The organism is Chitinophaga cymbidii (assembly GCF_007992715.1).
In the GTDB taxonomy this organism is placed as follows: Bacteria; Bacteroidota; Bacteroidia; order Chitinophagales; family Chitinophagaceae; genus Chitinophaga; species Chitinophaga cymbidii.
The window spans coordinates 517,116-536,720 of sequence record NZ_BKAU01000002.1 but is presented as its reverse complement, the minus strand read 5'-3'; the positions used below and the strand labels follow the sequence as shown (position 1 = coordinate 536,720).

Here is a 19,605-nt window from a genome sequence, read left to right as displayed (position 1 = left end):
CAGCTAAAGCTGTGACTTCATCCAGTTAAGGTACTTCTCAATATGCGCAGCAAGATAATAAGGCAAGCTTAGCAAGTTATATGATTTCCCGTTTATTGTAGTCACCTGATCGATCCTGATGTTCCCGCTGTACAGTCTTACCGCAATGTCGTGAGGAGCCGCATCCATAAAAACGTGTAATGACCGCAATGTTCCTGAGGCGCCTGATTTCACTTCAACCGGGATAATAAGACCATCATACTGCACTACAAAATCGATCTCAGCGGTCGCGTCTACTTTTTGCCGTACCCAGAAATTCAGATTATTAAGCAAATTGCATTTTGACGCGAGCAGCTCCTGCGCCACGATATGTTCAGCGATCTTACCCTGGTATAAATTATCGAGATCGGCTGCGCCGATAATTTCTTTCTGAAGACCGGCGAAATGATTCATCATACCGGTATCCAGCACCTGCAGCCTTGGTGATTTCCGGTGATCCGGCACAATGGGCAAAGCCGTATTCGTTGTAGGATAGATCAAATGTACCAGCATCACTTTTTCAAGCGTTCTGAATGCTTCCCCTACTTCCTTTGAGGCATAATTGGAATTACCAAAGTGAGCAAATTTGATGCGGGTACCAGCTTCATAATAGGCGGCATTAATCACATGACGGATCACCTGTACAAGATTATTGGTCCTGCCATATTTCTCAACATCATTGATGTATGAAATGATGAGTGATTCGTACAGGGTCACCAGCGCTGTCAGGTTCCGGTGCGTTACGTAATGATTGACAATTTCAGGCATGCCGCCAATTAAAGTATAGGTGTGAAAAAGGCTTAACATCCTGTCATGGGCATAATCATTCACCGGCACCTTCCTGAACTGTTCCAGGGCTGCCTTGTCACCTGTTGCCTGAAGAAACTCATCAAAAGACATGGGGCGAACGACCTTATACTCCACCCTGCCAACAGGTATCTTTACATTTCCCTTAATAGCAGTTTCCAGCAGTGAACCTGCGGCGATAACATTCAGTTCAGGAAGCTGCTCATAAAAGTAACGCAGGATGTTGAGCGCTTCCGGGACTTCCTGTATTTCATCAATGAACAGCAAAGTATCCTTCAGCTTCCCTATGCTTTTATCCTTCAGAAAGAATATTTCTTCCGTTAACTGCCGGATGTTTTTATAATTCCTGAAAGGGGCAGCCTCTTCGTTTATTTCAAGATTAAGAGAAATATACTGCTGAAAATTACCGGCAAACATTTCCACTACTGTTGTTTTTCCCACCTGACGCGCGCCTCTTAAAATAAGTGGCTTACGATCCGGCCGGGTACGCCATTCCAGCAGCTCCTGCAGTATATTCCGGTTTAACATATCTCTATTTTGGGGGCAAAAATACGCATTTTTATACTCATTTTGGGGGCAACTATTGTAAAATCAGGCACATTTTGGGGGCAATTTTCACCGAAAACATACTCATTTTGGGGGCAAATACTCATAACATACTGATTATCAATATCATCACAAAACAACCTCCTTCGCCCCCATCCTCCTGCCATTCACCACACCTTTCATAAACCCGTCCATCTTCTCAAATTCCCGGAACATATAATTAGCCACCTCATGCCCTTTGCCGGTATAAGTGTATAACACAACCGGCTTGTTCAATGCCTTCGCCTGCCCATAAATGGTCTTTGCGCCAAAGAGCATCATCCAGCCGGGAGCATTGGCATTGCAGAAATGATGGGATGCCGTACCAAAAGGCACCAGCTGGTCTTTCGTGCCGTGCATCAGTAACATGGGAATATAATTATCCTTGCGCATGGTGTTCATATCCAACAGCGCCCCCGCGAATACCATCGCGCCGCGGAAACGTTGCTGCCGGAAGAAAGGATCGGGAGCGGCGAAAGGATTGTATAATAACTGCAGAATGGTTTCCGCGCCGGCGCTGCTGCCAGCGATGAAAACCTTGCCGGTATCCACTTGCAGCGATGCAGCGTTCCGGATCACATATTTTGATGCATCGGCGGCATCTTCCACGGCGAAACGCACGGCCTTCAACTTTTCGGACAGCGGCGTGTTGCAGCTGAAGCTGCTGTCTTTCAGGTATAACCGGTAAGAGATCACGAAAACATTATATCCGCGCTGGCTCATGCCTTCGGCAAAGGGCCGCTGGTTCTTCGGGTCCCCGGCGGAGAAACCGCCGCCATGCACGAAAACGATGGACATGCCGTTGGCTTTTACAGCGGGCGCGTAGTGGTCCATGTACAGGGTATCTGTTCCTTTAACAGCATAGGTAATGCGCGTTTGCGCCCGGGCAACGCTGCCGAGCAGCAGCAGGCAGAATATCAATCTCATATCTCAATATAGAAAAACAATCTTTATACCGCAACAGGGGCTGTATCAAAAGTAATTTTACCCGTTTTTATCCGGGTATCCGATCGGGAGAATTTTACGCAATCAGATTACTTTTGGTACAACCCCTGTCAACATTTTTCCGGCGCCTAGGCCACGACCGGCTGCTCCGCGAACGCGGGCGCCTTTTCCAGCGCCTGCCACACCTGGTACAGCGCACGCGGCACGTGGAAACATCCCTTCCATTTACCGCCCTTCAGTTCCAGCAACGGCTCACCGCGACGGTTCAGATAGCCGAACCATTCAGGATGCTCGTTGTCTTTAAAGTGCTCCCAGGTATAAGCATGCACTTTTTCGAACCACGCCTTGCAGGCTTCATTGCCCGTGAGCTGCCAGCCTTTGGCCAGGAACACCAGCGTTTCCATATGCACCCACCAGAGCTTCTGGTCCCATTCAAGTTGTTGCGGTGGCTGGTTTTTGATATCCATGAAATAGAGAATGCCTCCGTATTGTTTGTCCCATCCGTATTCCAGCATATCCAGACCGATCTTCACCGCCCTTTGAATAAGCGTTTCGTCCTTCAGCCGCACGCCGAGGTCCATAATGAACCACATGGCTTCAATCGCGTGGCCGGGATTGATCAGGCGGCCTTCGAAGGAATCGGAAAAGCTGCCGTCTTCATACACATTTTCCAGTACAAGGCCGGTATCTTTCTGATAGAATACGTTCATCACTTCTTCCAGCACCTCGGGAATGAATTCGTTCACTTTCTCGCTGCCAAGGATGTGTTCCAGCTCCAGCGACAGGTTACAGAGGATCATCGGCAGGGCGAAGTTCTTCAGGTTGCGGGTGCCTGGGACATTTTTCGTGTAGATGCCTTTCGGGTTGTTGCGGCGTTGCAGGATATTGTCGAACGTTTCTTTGGCGATCCTGTAATATTCCGGTTTCGGGTCGATCTTGTATAATGCGCCAAAACCCAGTGCGGCAAAGCAATCAGAAAAGATATTGTAAGGCTGGATGAGCGGTTGTCCGTTCTGTGCAAGCGAAAAATACCAGTTGCCCTGCGCGTCCCTTCCGTGCTTTTCCATAAAGGCGGCGCCATGCAGCGCCATTTCTTTCCATTGCGGGTTCTGCGTCACCTTATCGTACAACATGGCGAACATCCATACTTCACGGCCCTGCAGCCACATGAACTTATCTGTATCAAACACATTCCCCGCGCGGTCCAGGCAGGTAAAAAACCCGCCATGCTGCTCGTCTTTTGAATGATTGATCCAGAAGGGTAACACGTTTTCCAATAACTCTTTCTTGTATAATGCGGCTAAATGTTTCATTTTTCGATTGTAGATTAAATGGCTATTTCAACCCTTCCAGGTATTCTTTATAGCGGTTGTATAAATGTCCGGCCTGCAGGTAGGCAGATTGCGGGCTCATAAAATGCGGGAACTCGAAGGTGACGGCTTTGTCGTATCCGGCCAGGCGCGCCGCTTCGAGCTTCAGGCGCAGCTTTTCGAACTTGATGGGCAGGAACTTGATGGGCATGTCCCTGTCGAAAGATTCCGCGTTCGTCCAGCATTGCATCCCGAATTTGTCCGCCATCCTTTTGTTGACGGCGAAGAATTCGTGCAGCTCGTGATAGTCGATGTGCCCGTCCTGGAAAGCAACGGCATCCACCGCGCCGCGTACGCCATCAAATATTTCGCTCCACTCTTTCTCATGTTCCTGTACGGAAACGGCGTCTTCTTTCGTGAGGCCCGCCGATGCGGCCAGCACGGCTTTCTTTCCGTCTATCCAGGGGGAGATGAATGTAAAGAGGTCGTTGCTGACATCCTTGCACTGTTTGCCGAGGGTGCTGAAAGCTTCCACCGCGCCTTTTGTACGGCGGCTGATCTCCATGCTGAGGTACCAGCCTTTAAAGCTCTTATAGTGGCCGTATTGCTGCCATACTTCGTCTATCACATAGCGGTTGGCATCTATTTCCGGCTGCATATTGCCGGTATCCCAATAGTGACCGCTGTCGTACAGGCCGAAGTAGAACTGCATCCCGTGCTTGTCCGCCAGTTCCAGGTACATCTTCACCAGGTCCACCGGCGGTTCGTAGCAGCCGAACTGCTTTTGCAGGTAGGCGGAAGGATAGGTGATGAAACGGCGGTACCCGCTGCGGATCAGTATCACCGTATCGATGCCGATGGCCTTCATATGACCAAAATCCCGGTCCCATTCCTCACGCCCCCAGTTCTGATGGGGGATATCGTGACTGATCTCGTCCAGGAAAGTGCCTGTTATTTGCATGACTACAATTGTTTTTTTGTTTTTAACCAGGCTACCCAGTCCACATACGCTGCCGGCAACAGATGGATGCCGTCTTTCGTATAATCCGCTTTCAGCGCACCATCCGCGTCCGCGAACAGCTCATGCAGGTTGAGGTACATGAGCCTGAATTCAGCGGCCAGCTTTACGATCCCTTCGTTCAGCGCTTTCACTTTGCCTGCTTTGTTCTTCAGGTAATCGTACGCCAGCTTGCTGTCGTTCATGGGCAATACGCTTTCCACGATGATCCTTGTTTTGGGGAGGCCCGCTGTGAGTTTTACAAGGATTTGCCGGTAATTGTTCAGTATCACTTCCGTGGGCAGCCCGCGGCCGATGTCGTTGATGCCGATGAGGAGGAACAGCTTTTTCGGGCGCTGCTGTATGATGCCGTCCAGGCGGGCGAGCACGCCGAAAGTGTTATCGCCGCCGATGCCGCGGTTCGCCACCTTGCGGCCGGGCAGCAGCTCATGCCACTCCCCTCTTTCGGTGATGCTGTTGCCGAGAAAGAGGATATCCGCCGGCTGGTCATTCAGCTGATCGTAGAGTTCCATTCTTCCTTCGTAGTACCAGTTGGCGTAGCTGCTGTCGATCTTCGGCTGGTCCTGCGCAAAAGCGGCGGCAGGCAGCAGACAGGCGGTATACAGGAGTAATCGTTTCATGCTTATAAATATTTTTTGCTCCGCAGATAATTGACCCAGATGGTGTATGCCCCGATCTTCAGATGCAGGCCGTCCGGCGTGTCCTTTCTTTTCAGCTGCCCTTTTTCATCTGCAAAAGGCTCGTGCAGGTTCACATAGGCGTACCCGTTATCCTTCGCGAGTTGTTGCAATGCTTCATTCAGTTTGGCCACATTGGCGTTGGTCACTTTGCGGAAGGGTTCTATCAGAATGGTATCGTTCACCGGCAATACGCTTTGCAGGTAGAGCTTTGTTCTGGGCGATCCATTCTTCACCATGTTTACCATACGGCGGTAATTGTTGATGATCACATCTACCGGCACCTCGCGTTTCAGGTCGTTCACGCCGATCAGCAGGAAGATCTTCGCGGGCTTCGTGGCAACGATCTGCGGCAGGCGGGCCAGTACGCCGAAAGTATTGTCCCCGCTGATACCGCGGTTCTGCACGGGTTTCCCCGGCAATATCTCGTTCCATTTTCCCGCTTCGGTGATGCTGTTGCCGAGAAAAACGACTGCTTTCTTTTGAACGGGCAGCGTGGCGAACAGCTCCTGCCTTTCTTTGTAATGTGAATTGTCGTATGTGCTGTCCACGGACTGGGCGCTGACGCCGGAGATGGCGGCCAGGCTTAGCATCAGACCAAATAGTACGTATTTCATCTGTTAATATTTAATTTTTTACGGGTCAGATGGAATCTCGCATTAATCATGCTCGTTTTCATATCAATCTATTGTACCTGTTTATATTTTTCATCGGCTTTCCCAAGACGGTCCCACCAGTTCTTTTTCAACAGCCAGGTGGTGGCAATAAAGATGATCACCCATCCAAGCATCCGGTAGTTCTCGCGGATCATGAAATAAATGGGGATCACTACCTGCGCCATCTGCCAGATAATGCCAATCACGATATTGAACATATCCCTTTTGAAATCCTTGTTCGGCACAAAACCGGGATCTTCATCCATGACCGCTTTTTTCACCGGCCCCCAGAAGCCCCAGGGATTGGTCTGTTTGTAAAATGCTTTCACCGCTTCCATGTTCACGAGCGGCGACATATAGGTGCCGACGATACAGCCGATGAAAGAGAACAGCAGGATCAGCGGGAACACATAGATGTCCACGATCTCCGGGAAGAAGAACAGCTTGATGGTAGAGCCGATCAGGCCGAACAGCATGCCGTAGAAATAACCGTAACCGGTGAACCGCCACCAGAGCCATTTCAGGAAGTTGGCCGCGGCATATCCACCGTACAATGCCGAGGTGATCCAGAGCGTGAGCTTGTTCAGCGAAGCGCCCATGAAACCAAAGAGTATGCCCACGATCACCAGTACCAGTGAGGAGATCACGCTGATGCGGATGTATTTGGCGTTGGAGGCTGCCGGGTTGATGTATTTTTTGTAGATGTCGTTCACAATGTAAGCAGGCGCCGCATTCACGAAGGCCGAGAAAGTACCCATGAAAGAGGCGAGCAGACCGGCCAGCAGCAACCCTTTAAATCCGGCCGGCACAAATTTGGCGATCGCTTCCGGGGCGATCTTCTCAAAATCGATGTTGCTGCCCTGTGCGCCGAGTTCGGTTTGCAGGTACACGAGCGCCAGCACGGCAAAGCCGGCCACCATCAGGTAGCGGGGAATGTACATCACCCAGATGGTGGTGAAGCTCATCTTCGCGGCGTCGCCGGGGGTGCGGGTGGACAATACCCGCTGCATGTCATAGCTCGGCACGGGACCCGCGATGGAAGCAAAGATGCCTTTGAATAACATCATCATCATCAGAATACCGAACAGCCCGAAACCGTCTGATGCGATCTTCCCGTCTACCGCGGGGAATGGCGTGCTGCTCCAGTTCAGGTCAAGGTTCCAGCCAAATGAAAGGTCTTTCCAGCCCGCGGGAATGGCCGCATTCACCTGCTCCGCCGTAACGGCCGTATAAGCGATGTAACCTATCACGAAACAGGAAACGGTCATGATGAGGAACTGCATCACTTCCGTGGCTACCACGCTGTACATGCCGCCTTTGATCGTATACAGGGTGGTCATGATGCAGAGGATGAGCGCGTAGCTTCTTTCAGAACTGAGGTAGAAATTGCCGATCTGTACCGACAAATCCCAGGGCAGGATGGAAGTGGAAAACTTGCCGATCCCTTCAAAGAAGTAAGCGATGAAGCCGATCACGCTCACGATGGCGAACACCACGATGATGATATGCGAAAGGCGGGCGCCTTTGCCGTCGCCAAAGCGGAAGGTGATCCACTGCGCGCCGGTCATCACATTGGAGCGGCGCATCCAGATGGCGAGGTACACGAATACGAATACCTGGTTCCAGACAGGCCACAGCCACGGAATGAAGGCGCTTTTCAGGCCGTAGATGAACAGGATGCTCACCGTCCACATCGTACCTGAAATATCGAACATACCGGAAGCATTGCTCAGCCCCAGCATGTACCATTTCATTTTGTTACCGCCCAAAAAATAGGATTGCAGGTCTTTCGACGCCTTCTTCGCGATATAAAATCCGATAAAAAGAATGGCGATGATATAACCAATGATAATCCCGATATCTAATACACTTAATGACATGCTGATTGATTTATGTTTTCCAGTACCATTTACGGTTGACGAAGAAAATGGTAACGACCGATACGATGCCGGTGAATAGCAGGCCGCGCAATACGCCGAGCCATACATTATTTTCCAGCGCGCTGAAGAGCTGTATAGCGCCGGTAAGATGCAGCAGCGGCAATAACAGCAGGTTGCCCGTTACATAGGCCACCATCGGATTTCTTCCGTTGGCGGCAAGGTAGCGGATGGCGGCGGTGGCGCGGCCAAAGTGCTCCAGGATGCAGAAGCCGAGCAATACCAGGAAAGCCAGGCCGCCTGTTACGAAATAATAGGCGTAATTGGACGGATCTTTTTTAATGCCTCCCTGCGTGCTGTCGAAGCACAGCCCCAGCCATAACAGGTAAATGCCCGCCTGCAGAAAATTCTTCCAGCTTCTCACCGGCGCCGATATGCGGTTCGATAACACCAGCATGAAAGTGCCGATAGCAACGGACAACGACAGGTTCACGAGCAGCCAGCGGGACTGCAACCCTACCAGGTTCACGATCACCAGCAGCAGCGCGCAAGCCGCCATCAGCATCCATTTGCGTTTATCCGCCTCCGTTTGTTCCGGCGTCTGCAACAGCAGCCACTCTCCGGCAAAGGTACCGGGAATGATGATAAACAGGTACTTGAGGTAGTAGAACTTGTACATCCAGGGCAGCGGGGACCAGCTGAACAGCTCCTGCGCCCATCCTTCCGCGATGAAGATGGCTACTATGAATGGCAGGATACCAATGCGCACCAGCGGATGACGGCGGGTCAGCCACCAGGCCGCGGAGCCGAAAAAGGCCATATTGGCCAGTACAATGATGATGACATCACTTTTATAGATGTCAAAACCCGGCTGCAGGTACAGGAATACAATGCCCGCGGCGAAGGCGGCAATTTTAAAGAGTAGCATCCAACGGGATTCCGTGCGGATGAACATGAAGGATAATAATATGAAGCAGGCGATGGAAACAAGCTGCTCCGTCCATCCGGGGCCGGGAGATTGCACCCATGCCCTTGCATGGAGCGTGAATACGGCAAAGAACACCAGCAGCGCATAACGCAGCAGGATGTGCCCGGATACTTTGAATGCGGATGTCTTTTTTCTGAGCGCCAGCGGAATGGCCGCGCCCATGCTAAACAGGAAAAAAGGGAACACCAGGTCTACCCACGTCAATCCCGGAAGCGCCGGGTTGAACTGGTGGGAAGGCGGCGGTGTTTGTGCATGATACATCCAGCCGGGCAGGATGCCGAAGGCTATGCTGCTGGAAAGCACCATCGCCAGGATGGCAAAGCCGCGGAGTGCATCAAGACTGTTACTTCGGTTCATACTCATGTTCGTTCATAAAAGGGGCTGACCATCTGCGTCAGCCCCTTTCTTTGCTGCCTTTCTTTATTGCTTTAAACCGTTTTTCACTGCGTCCCACAGAGGCTGTTTCAGGCGGTTGTATTGCGGAGCGTAGATGTGTACGATGTCGAACAGCATAACGCCGCCGCTGGCTTTGCCCAGGATGTACTGGATCGCTTTTGTGATCTCGCCCTGGTTGGCCCAGCTTACATTGCCCATATCGATGCTGCCGTAGAGCGGCATTTTATTCTTCGTGATATACATGCCGCCGTTCAGGGAACCTTCTATGCTCCACCAGTGGTATTTCAGGGAAGCGGTAGCGGGATTGTCCGCCAGGCGGATCTGTGTGAAATAGTTGCCGGTCATCAGCAGATCGAGCTGCTCGCCGTAGCCGGTTTCACCGTAACCCGGGTAAGCCCAGTCGAAACGCACTTCCTGGTCGTTGAAGGGATCGTAGTCCTTGCTGGCCCAGTTCACGCCTACCTGGTAGTAGGTGGTGTACCATGCGCCCACGTAGGTGCCGAACTTGATGTTGGGCTTCACGCTTTTCACCGCGGTGCGGGCTTTGATGAAGAAGTCCTGTATTACGGAGCAGCGGTACATCAGCCATTTCTTATAATACTTGCCAGTGGTGGCGGGCAGGGTCTGACCGTTGCTGGACCGCCAGGTGGTCACTATATCCTGCGGGAACTTCATCTTTTTCGCTTCCGTATCGTTATACTTCTCTTCGAGGTATTTGATGAATTCGCTCTTTGAGAAATCGGAGAAGTCCGCGTCGATGTCCGTATAACGGGCATAATCCAGCATGATACCATCGAAGGCATATTTAGTGGCGATCTCCTTGATGATGTTGAGCGCGCGTTCCTGCACAGCGGGTTGGGCAGGGTTTACGAATGCGTTGCGGCCGGTGGAAGTCACCGGTACGCGGTTGCCGTTCACATCGCAAACGATGGTTTCATATTTGCTTCTGAAATCCGGATCATCGAATACCGTTCCGATATTGCGGCCGCCGTCACCTTCCACGAAAGTGACAATAGAGCCGAATACCTTGAATCCGCGCTTGTGCGCTTCCTGGAGCATAAAGCCTACGTAGTCCACACCGGCGGGGATAGATTTGCCATCCATGGAAGTGACCTGTTTGGCGATCGCGCTGGGGTACATGGTATACCCGCTGCTGCCTTTCACGTCTACCACCAGTCCGTTCACACCTACCTGCTTCAGCGTGTCCAGCACTTTCTTCAGTTCCGCCGTATCGTTCAGGCGCCCGTAGGTGCCGAACACGTTGGAGCGTGCGTCTACCCAGGCCAGCACGTCGCGCTGCGGATCGGGCGTAACGGTGGTATCACCACCGCCCGGACCGGGCGGTGGTGGAGTGTCTGATTTCTTGCAGCTCATAGCCAGCGTGAGCACGATGCCGAGAGAAAGAACAATATGTTTCATGCGTTCATTTTATTTTCTACGGGCCGCACGGAACCGGAGGTTTCATGCGTTCATTTTATTTTCTGCGGGCCGCACGGAACCGGTGGTTTCATGCGTTCATTTTTATTTTTTTATTCAGATCAGGGTGCGTACACCGTAAATTCATGGGCCATCACGCCGCCGTTGGTCAGCAGGGAATACACCTGCATCCTTTCTTTGTTCTGCGAGAACCCTACGGCAATATCCGCCGTACCGTTGCCATTATCTCCACCCGCAAACTCATCGGAAACGAACACGTTGAAAGAACCGTAGTTCGGATCAGTGAACGGCGTGGATATTTTGGAGGTGCTGGTGATATCAAAGAGGCACATGTTCACCTTGTTCAGGCTGTAATCCTTATATGTCAAAACAGCGAGGTAGGTGGCGTTATTGAAATGCACGTAGGAAGTAGGCATGTGGAATACGCCGTACACGCGCGTGTCGTAGGAGAATGCGGTGATTCGTTCGTGTGTGGTACCGTTCACCAGCGCAATATCAAACTGGTAGTTGATGAAGTAGTTGGCGTTCGCATCGGCGGAAACCGGCTGCGCTTCCGCATAGTAACCGAAGGAGCTGGCTCCGTTGGCAAGGCCCTGGTAGGCCATTACTTCCGGCGTCTGGCTAACGAGCGCACCGCCTGCAACTCTCCATTTGTAGATGATATTGGAAACGCCGGCTGGCGCCATAATGATCGCATTGCCATCCAGGTTACCGTAGACGTTCATCCTGCGTCCAACGCCGCCATCACCGGAAATGCCGGCGGGGTTGTTGTTCGTCCATTCCAGGAATTTCACCGGAGCATTGTCCATTGCGTCATTGTATTTGTACAGAATGAACTTGGCGTTCTTCGGCGCCCAGGAAGCAGCCAGCAGGTGGCCAACACTATCTTCCACCATCTGGAAAGAGAGCTGGGAACCGAAGGGGCTCGGAATATCTCTCACAAACGCAGCGGTAAAACGGTTGTAAACGCTGAATTTGGAGGGATTCGTTCTCCGGGTGATCACGATATTGTCGCCACTAACGGCCAGGCCCACTTCATTGATCGAGCTGAAGCCCATTTCGCTGCCGGTCTTCGTCCACAGCTTACGGTTGATGCCGATGCCGTAGTCGAGCTTAACAGGTTCAGCCGCGCGAAGGGTATATGTTTTAGCGACGCCGTCCACACCCGTAATAGTAAACGGTACAGGCTGCGCGAAGTCGGCCGCGCCGTCCTGCGCAATAGAAGCGGTGGAGTGACGGTTGATGGTATAGGAGATCTTTGCATTCGTGAGGGTCACGCCCGGCAGCACATAGAAAAACACATCGCCGGAGGGTTGCACTACGCCTTCGATCTGCTGCTCTTCTCCGTCTACATCTGTATAGGTCACCACAATTTTTTCAATCGCGGTGTTCCCTACTTTTTTAGCCATGACCACATAATTGCGCTGCTGGCCGGTGCCGGAGGTCACAGTGATGGGATAAGGATTCCGCAGGTCGGTGAACCCGCCCAGGGCCGGCGTCAGCTTTGCATCGGAAGGAATGGTCCCCCGAAGGATGATCCTGCTCAGGTCGGTTTCATTATCCGTGTCTTCCGGATAGAAAAAGGGAATATCAAAGTAGATGGTATCGTTGCTGATGCGGGGATTGAAAAGGCGTTGCCCGCCGTTCCCGTCGTTCGTTGCGTAGATGTCGCTGAGCAGGTTCTCTTTGCTGCGCATCACGGTGTCTGCTTTGCGGCAGGACGCAAAAGTGCCGGCTGCTGCAATAGAAAGTATGATAAGTGAATGGATACGTTGCATGTAGCTGTTTTTTTTGGTGAACAGAAGCTTGATTACCAGCCGTCGATTTGGTCCAGGGCGTCGTTGTTCTGCAATTCATTGACGATGATCGGCATGTAGTACAATTCAGGCGTGAACTGGCGGTCCGCATTGTCGGCGCTTATTTTTTCGTATTTGAAGCCGGTGCCTTCCGCGCTGACCCTGTGGCCGGAGAAGCGCACCTTGTTCAGCACGGTATGGGCTTTGCGCCAGCGGCGGAGGTCCCAGTAACGATGGCCTTCAAATGCCAGCTCTACCTTACGTTCATGCTCGATAGCCGCCATCAGCTGCGCGGGCGTGGAAGCCGGCGTATTCGGCAGGCCGCGTTTTTCACGCAGTGCATTCAGCGAGTTTTGTGCGCCGGATACATCATTCATTCCTGTTTTTGCTTCCGCATCTATCAGCAATATTTCCGCATACCGCATTTCGATCCAGGGCTGTGTGCTTTTGTTCTGGATGAAGTTGGTGTTGGACTGGTCCAGCATCTTGCGTACATAATAACCGGTCACGGTCTTGCGCGGTTCTGTTGAAACGCCATATTCCATGATGCCTTCCGTGGCGCTGGATGGTGTAGTGTTGATGGTCCTGCCTTTCCAGGATGCGCCGTTATAAAGGATCGTGCCATAGAAACGCGGTTCGCGGTTGGCATAGGGATCGGCGGCCTGCGTGGGATTGCTCCAGGAGAACTTGGTGCCGTCGTTCATTTCAAACTCGTCTACCAGCTCCGCGGTGGGCACGCCATACACGAGGCACTGGCCGGGAACGTCACCCGGCGGTGTAAAGCCGAGATCGTACTGATGCGTGAACTGCGGGGCCACGAAGTCCAGCTTGAACACCGCTTCTTTGGTGTTTTTGTTGGTAAAGAGCGCGGCAAAATCTGATTCCAGCTCGTAATATCCTTCGTTGGCCAGTTTGATCACCTCACCGGCTGCATCGGCCGCATTTTTGTAGTATGCGAGGGCGTTGGCTTCGGGTACGCCGGTCAGCGGGTCCTCGTTGAATTGCTTCCGGTCGTACTTCGCAATGGAAGCTGCATAGAGCCAGGTGCGCGCGAGCATGCCGTATGCGGCGCCTTTGGTGGCGCGGCCAGCTTTTATGCCTGTTTGTACCGGCGGCAATTTTTCCGCGGCGTAGGTGAAGTCGGACGCAATGAATTTCCAGCAGTCATCCTCGCTGGAACGCGGGTTGTCCTTTACGGTATGCTTGGCGAGGTCGTCCATAATGATCACGCTGCCATGCAGCTTCACGAGCCAGAAGTAAACATATCCGCGTACAAAGCGGGCTTCCGCTTCATACTGATCCTTTTCCGCGTCGCTTACCACGGCGTATTTGCGCAGGCCGTCGATGAACTCGTTAATACGGCGGATGCGCGTATAGGCTGCCTGCCAGTAGTTGAGCTGCGGGCCGGCGGCGTTCACACGGGTGGCGTCTGTAGCCAGGATATTCACCGTACCGTTACCCGCGGTGGAGGAGGTATATTTCATGATGTCGGTCAGCGCATCGGTGGCATTGCTGTAGCCGATGGGGAACTGTCCGAATTTGAATGTCTGGAATTCCGCATACAGGCCGTTCACATACAGCTCCATGTTGGCGGGATTTTTCCAGATCGCTTCTTCCGTATATCTGTCGGTCGGTGCTATGTCTATTTTACAACCGTGCGAGGCCATCACGATGCCGGCCAGCAGGATTGATTTTTGTATTCTTGAAGATATCTTGATCATCGCTGTTCTTTTTAGAATGAGAGGTTTACGCCTGCGGAGTACATCCTTTGCTGCGGATAGAAACCGTTGTTCACGTTCGGCATTTCCGGATCGAGGTATTTCAGCTTGTCCCAGGTCACCAGGTTATAGCCTGTTACGAAGATGCGCAGTGACTGGATATTGGCGCGGTCCAGCATTTGCTGCGGCACGTTGTAGCCGAGTTGCATGGATTTGAGGCGGAGGTAAGAACCATCCCTCACCCAACCGGAGTTGATGTGGGCGTTGTGCGCGGTCAGCTGTGCTTTGTAGGCAGACAAACGGGGGAATTCCGCATTCGGGTTATCCGGCGTCCAGGCGTTTTCCACGAGGAAGTAAGGCGAGTTGCCGTAGCCATAGAAAGATTTTGTGAAAGGGGTATTGTCATCCACACCGCTGGTGCCGCTGGAACCTTCGTAGGTACCGGCGAGGTTCACGCTGCTGAGCGCCGCGCCCTGGAACAGTGCGGAGAAATCGAAGCCTGCATATTTCAGGAACAGGTTCAGGCCGTACATGATCTCGGGCAGGTTGCTGCGGCCGATCTGTACGAAGTCGTCTGTACGGGTGATGCGGCCGTCGCCATTGATATCTACGTATTTAAAATATCCTGGAGCGATCACGCCTGCGGCCGGAGAAGCGCCGTTGCGGGCTTCTTCCCAGGTCTGGTACATACCGTCTGCCTTAAAACCGAACTTGGTGCCGAGCGGCTTGCCTACACGGCGCATCCATTCGGGCAGGGAGCTGCTTTCATCCAGACGAATGATCTTGTTGCGCGCCCAGTTAAAGTTACCGGTTACGCCATAAGTTACTTTACCGATGGTGTTGTTGTGGCGGATCTGCAGGTCGAAGCCGCGGTTGTCCATAATGCCGTAGTTCACGGCAGCGGGGTTGTAGCCGCCGTTGGACAGCGGGTACAGGTTGGCCTGTGATGCCAGGATGTCTTCCGTGAGTTTATAGAACCATTCAAAATCAAATCCCAGTTTACCTTTCAGGAAATTGGATTCAAAACCGACGTTCGTGGTGGTGGTGGTTTCCCAGGTTACGCTGGGATAAGGCGGAGCGCTCGTATAGATCGCATTTACCGGCTTGCCGCCGATCACCATTACAGGATCGGATGTCAGCTGGTAGGTTTGCAGATAGGTGAATTTGGGAATGGCGTCATTACCGCCTTTACCCCAGGATGCCTTTACTTTCAGGAAGTCGATCACATCGCTTGCCTTCTCAAAGAAATTCTCCTTGCTCACGATCCAGCCCGCAGCTACAGCCGGGAAAGCATTCCAGCGGTACTCCGGCGCAAAGTTGATGGAAGCGTCGTAACGGGTAGCCACTTCAAAGAGATATTTGCCTTTGTAAGCATAGTTGATACGGCCTACGTAACCAGCACGGGAATCGAGGCCGCTGCTGCCGGTAGGGCTGATGAAGTCTTCCGTAGCAGAGCTGCCGAAGTTGATCTCGTGAATGTCCGTCAGCGGGAAATTGGCCGCGCCGGTGGAGAACAGGTTGCTGTTATATTGTGACCATTCGTACAATGCCAGCACACTCACCTCATGATCTTTGTTGAAAGTATGGTTGTAGGTAATGCTCGGCTGGAAAGTGCGGCGGTTGTTCTGGCTGAATGACTGGCGCAGCGTGGTTTTGGTAATACCCGGCACCGTCGTGAGCAGCACATAATCGCCACTCACCTGGTCCCTTGCACGTCCCATGAGGCTATAAGGTGTTGTCCATCCTTTGTTTTCGTTGGTCGTTTTATCGTAGGCGGTCAGCAATTTTACTTCCAGTCCGTCCACCCAGGGAATTTTCGCTTTCAGCGTGATGTTCCCCTGGAATATGTTAGCCTGCTGGCGTTGATAACCGGAGTTCTGTACAGATGCGATCGGGTTCACCCATCCCGCATTACTGTTATACGCTACGGGCAAGCCGTTCGGCGCGTATTCCGGCAGGTTGGGCAGCATACGCACCGCCTGGTAGAAGGGGTTCAGGTAAGCGGTGTTATCGGGAGAGATACCCGGCGTGCGAACATTCTCCTGGCGGACAGAAAGGTCCAGCGCCACAGAGAATACGGAGTTCAGCTGCGCATCCAGGTTCGTACGAACGTTATAACGTTTGAAGCCGGTGTTTTCGATCACCCCGTCCTGGTCCAGCATACCGATATTCGCAAAGTATTTTATCTTTTCTGTACCACCTCTTACACTGAGTGCGTGGTTCTGCGAAAATGCGTTGCGGCCTACAAGCTTGCCTACCCAGTCGGTATTGCCAAGCAGCGGATTGGTGTTGGTGCCGTTGCGCACCGCATCGATCTGTTCCTGTGTATATACATACGGAACGGGATCGCCGCCGGTATGATCAAGGTAGTCGTTGTCCATATCCGTACCCCTGTTGTACCAGGTCATGTAATCCGGACCGTTGAGGAATTTCGGGAAACGGGTGTTCTGGCTGAGCGTAACGCCGCCGTCGTATGTGATCACCGGCTTTTGCAGCTTACCGCGTTTGGTGGTGATGAGGATGATGCCGTTGGCGGCTTGCAGACCGTATACCGCGGTGGATACGGCGTCTTTCAGCAAGGTGATGGTCTCTATCTCGTTCGGGTCCATACCTGAAAAGTTCGGGCGGGGCACACCGTCTACGATCACCAGCGGGCCCTGGTTGCCGCCAAAAGTGCTCACACCGCGGATGCGGAGCGTGGCATCGTCAGCGCCGGGGCGGCCGGACTGCTGCAAGGTCGTTAAGCCGGGCAGGCGGCCGGATAAAGCGTTGGTAATATTCATTACCGGCGCCTGTTTGATCTGATCGCTGCCGATCTGCACGGCGGAGCCGATCACGTTCTGCCTCTTTTGCGTACCGTAGCCGATCACCACCACTTCATTCAGGCCACTGGCGGTTTCGCCGAGCTTGATGGTGAGGTTGGCAATAGCGCCGGTCGTAATTTCTTTTGTCTCGTAACCGATAAAGCTAAATACAAGTGTAACAGAAGGTGCGTTCATCGAAAGGGAGAATTTACCGAAGACATCGGTCTTTGTGCCTTGTGAGGTGCCTTTGATCTGCACCGTAACACCCGGCAGCGGGCCTCCCTGATCATCGGTCACCGTACCGCTGACGGCGCCGGACTGTGCATAGGTCACGAGGGCCGGCGCAATCAGCATTGCCATGCATATCAGCCATCGTCCCATGTTCCTTTTGATTGATAAAAACTCCATAAAACAATTAGATTAGGTGAGTAGAGATTTATTTAAGATTTATTGTAGCTGGCCTGAAAAATTGACGTTGCGGTTGAACGGCCGCAGGTAGTGGTCGGTGAGTACGGCGGCGGCGCGGCGGTCCAGTTTCATATCCTCTGCCGGCCGGCCTTTTAGGGCAAGCTTTTGCCAGTCTGCCTCCACTTGTTGCCATGTTATTTTTACGCCTGCCTCGCTGAACAGCTCCAGCAGGTATTTCAATGTCAGCGGATCGCCGGAGGCGCCCCAGTAGTTGCGCAGCGGCTCAAAATACGGGCGCAGCCCTTCTGCCAGCTCGTAACCGCTCACCGGGCGATCCGGGTAGAACCAGGTCTGGTTCGCCCATTTGAAAGGCACGCCGGTCCCTTTCAGAATGCCGGTGGCGCCGATGCGCTGTATCGCCGCGAAGTGCGGATCGGTGCTTTCCACATCGATGTACGGCATGATGTACGCTTTCGCGTCCAGCAAAGCCTGCTGCACATCGCGGATAGCCACCTGCCGGGGCTGTACCCCTTTCTGCAACGCCAGTGCCGCGAGCGCGCCGGATGCCTGCCCGATGCCCAGCACAACGGGCTGCAGGCGGGTGGCGCCGTTCACGATATTGGTCACACTGATGCTTTTTTCCGCCACAATGAGGCCCTCCACTCCTTTCGGGATGAGGCTGCCAACGGGCACGTTGTAAGAAGGCACACGGATCTTCACAAAGTCGATCTTCGGCGCTTCTTTATTCTTATCGTGGTGATGATCGATCGTATAGTCACCAACGGCAATGCCTGTACGATACAGCGCTTCCGGCTGATCGAAAGGTTTTGCCACATGGTTCACCGTCAGCTGCGCTTCGCCTTTCACACGGCGGGACTCGCGGTGGTAAGGGATCATGGGCAACCTGTCCTTCGTCGGGAATTCATCGTCTGCGATGCCCAGATTTTTATAGCCGAGCACGGTTTGCAGATAATAGATGAAGCGCAGGCTGTGCAGCTTCGCGGCTTTGAGCGCTTCCGTTCTTTCGGCGGGCGTACTTTCAATGATGTTGAGATAATAATCGTTGCCGTATTTCGGCCAGTTGATCATGTATTTGTTGTTCGGAAGACGGCCGTACTGCATCATATGATGACAGTCGTTATTGGGCGAATCGAACGATGCGGGATCGGATACGTCGCAGCTATGCGCAAACTCCGCCGGATCATACCCTGCGGGTTGCGGAATGGTTTTGTCCGCTCCCTTGCCGTAATCTTTCAGCACCACTACATACGTCAGGTCCTGGATGATATCGTTGGCCTTTTCAGGCGCCTGCGCTTCGCCGGTTTCGCTGCGGGCATCCATCCCGATGTCGTACTTCGCGCCGGCGGCGGCCATTACATCGCCCAGTTCGGTAGCGTCGATCACCAGCTTTGCGTCGATCACGGATTTTTTCCGGCCTTGCTGAACGGTTACCTGCCAGCGGTCCCGCACACGGCGGATGGCAGTCCACCGCGTATTATATTGTATCTGCAACAACTTCTCCGCTCCGGCCATCTTCTTTAATATCTCATTCCCTACATGCGGCTCGAACAGCGTATTGCTGACCCACCCGGTGAACACCGCTTTTGCGCCGCCGTAGTGATCATACAAATGCCGGCGGAACTCGCCCCACAGCCCGGAAGGCATGCGGTGGTTGCCGTCAATGGCGGAAACGCCTGCGGAAGTCAGCATTCCTCCGAGCCAGCCGGTTTCTTCAATGATCAACGTGCGCGCGCCCATCCGCGCGGCCTGGATGCCCGCAGTAGTGCCGCTGGCGCCACCGCCCACGATCAGCAGGTCCACCTGCTGCTGTGCGTTCACGCTGGTAATAAAAAGACCGGATATCAGTATCAATAACTGAATGCGTTTGTGCATGCGTAATTCGTTACGTGTTGTTCAAATAATTTCCGGGCAAAAAATCCCCGGGCCGTAATTGACGGCCTGATCAGTAGCAATGAAAGGATGATTGAATGTTAGCGTATATCCGTCCCCGTTTTGCTGTATGTTTTTTTGTTGCGTATTAAAATGTCCCTCTAGCGTATATAATATTCAGATGTAGGTTGTGTTATCCAAATATTTAAAATGATTCCTCTAAATAAGAATATTTTTTACTAAAAGACAAGTACTTTTTAATAATTTTTTTTAAT

The 19,605-nt window shown here is 52.7% G+C and carries 13 protein-coding genes; all 13 read right to left on the bottom strand.

Features of this window, described 5'->3' with window-relative positions; translation table 11 throughout:
* Positions 1 to 3 precede the first annotated feature (3 nt).
* Positions 4 to 1,353, bottom strand: coding sequence for an ATP-binding protein (locus tag CCY01nite_RS13380; RefSeq protein ID WP_146862309.1), 1,350 nt, complete (start codon positions 1,351 to 1,353; stop codon positions 4 to 6).
* A gap of 147 nt (positions 1,354 to 1,500) precedes the next feature.
* Positions 1,501 to 2,337, bottom strand: a complete 837-nt coding sequence (locus CCY01nite_RS13375) for an alpha/beta hydrolase (protein ID WP_146862306.1) — start codon at positions 2,335 to 2,337, stop codon at positions 1,501 to 1,503.
* Between the two features lie 146 nt (positions 2,338 to 2,483).
* The gene (locus CCY01nite_RS13370; protein WP_146862303.1) at positions 2,484 to 3,668 is read right to left on the bottom strand and encodes a n-acyl-d-glucosamine 2-epimerase; all 1,185 of its coding nucleotides are present in this window, start codon (positions 3,666 to 3,668) and stop codon (positions 2,484 to 2,486) included.
* Positions 3,669 to 3,690: 22 nt separating this feature from the next.
* Positions 3,691 to 4,626, bottom strand: a complete 936-nt coding sequence (locus tag CCY01nite_RS13365; RefSeq protein ID WP_146862300.1) for a DUF4434 domain-containing protein — start codon at positions 4,624 to 4,626, stop codon at positions 3,691 to 3,693.
* 2 nt (positions 4,627 to 4,628) lie between these two features.
* Positions 4,629 to 5,303, bottom strand: a complete 675-nt coding sequence (locus CCY01nite_RS13360) for a GDSL-type esterase/lipase family protein (protein ID WP_146862297.1) — start codon at positions 5,301 to 5,303, stop codon at positions 4,629 to 4,631.
* A gap of 2 nt (positions 5,304 to 5,305) precedes the next feature.
* Positions 5,306 to 5,977: a GDSL-type esterase/lipase family protein gene (locus CCY01nite_RS13355; protein WP_146862294.1), complete on the bottom strand. Its 672-nt coding sequence runs from the start codon at positions 5,975 to 5,977 to the stop codon at positions 5,306 to 5,308.
* 68 nt (positions 5,978 to 6,045) lie between these two features.
* Positions 6,046 to 7,896, bottom strand: coding sequence for a sodium:solute symporter family protein (locus tag CCY01nite_RS13350; RefSeq protein ID WP_146862291.1), 1,851 nt, complete (start codon positions 7,894 to 7,896; stop codon positions 6,046 to 6,048).
* A 10-nt stretch (positions 7,897 to 7,906) separates the two neighbouring features.
* Entirely contained in the window at positions 7,907 to 9,238 is a 1,332-nt protein-coding gene (locus CCY01nite_RS13345) for a DUF5009 domain-containing protein (protein ID WP_222614384.1), read from the bottom strand.
* 63 nt (positions 9,239 to 9,301) lie between these two features.
* Positions 9,302 to 10,696, bottom strand: coding sequence for a family 10 glycosylhydrolase (locus CCY01nite_RS13340; protein ID WP_146862285.1), 1,395 nt, complete (start codon positions 10,694 to 10,696; stop codon positions 9,302 to 9,304).
* A 119-nt stretch (positions 10,697 to 10,815) separates the two neighbouring features.
* Positions 10,816 to 12,492 carry a DUF5018 domain-containing protein gene (locus tag CCY01nite_RS13335; protein ID WP_146862282.1) on the bottom strand — a complete coding sequence of 559 codons (1,677 nt, stop codon included), beginning with the start codon at positions 12,490 to 12,492 and terminating at the stop codon, positions 10,816 to 10,818.
* Positions 12,493 to 12,524: 32 nt separating this feature from the next.
* A complete protein-coding gene (locus tag CCY01nite_RS13330) occupies positions 12,525 to 14,231 on the bottom strand; it encodes a RagB/SusD family nutrient uptake outer membrane protein (RefSeq protein ID WP_146862279.1) in 1,707 nt (568 codons plus the stop codon).
* 11 nt (positions 14,232 to 14,242) lie between these two features.
* Positions 14,243 to 17,440, bottom strand: coding sequence for a SusC/RagA family TonB-linked outer membrane protein (locus CCY01nite_RS13325; protein WP_146862276.1), 3,198 nt, complete (start codon positions 17,438 to 17,440; stop codon positions 14,243 to 14,245).
* 39 nt (positions 17,441 to 17,479) lie between these two features.
* Positions 17,480 to 19,333 carry an FAD-dependent oxidoreductase gene (locus tag CCY01nite_RS13320; RefSeq protein ID WP_186831040.1) on the bottom strand — a complete coding sequence of 618 codons (1,854 nt, stop codon included), beginning with the start codon at positions 19,331 to 19,333 and terminating at the stop codon, positions 17,480 to 17,482.
* Between the last annotated feature and the right edge of the window lie 272 nt (positions 19,334 to 19,605).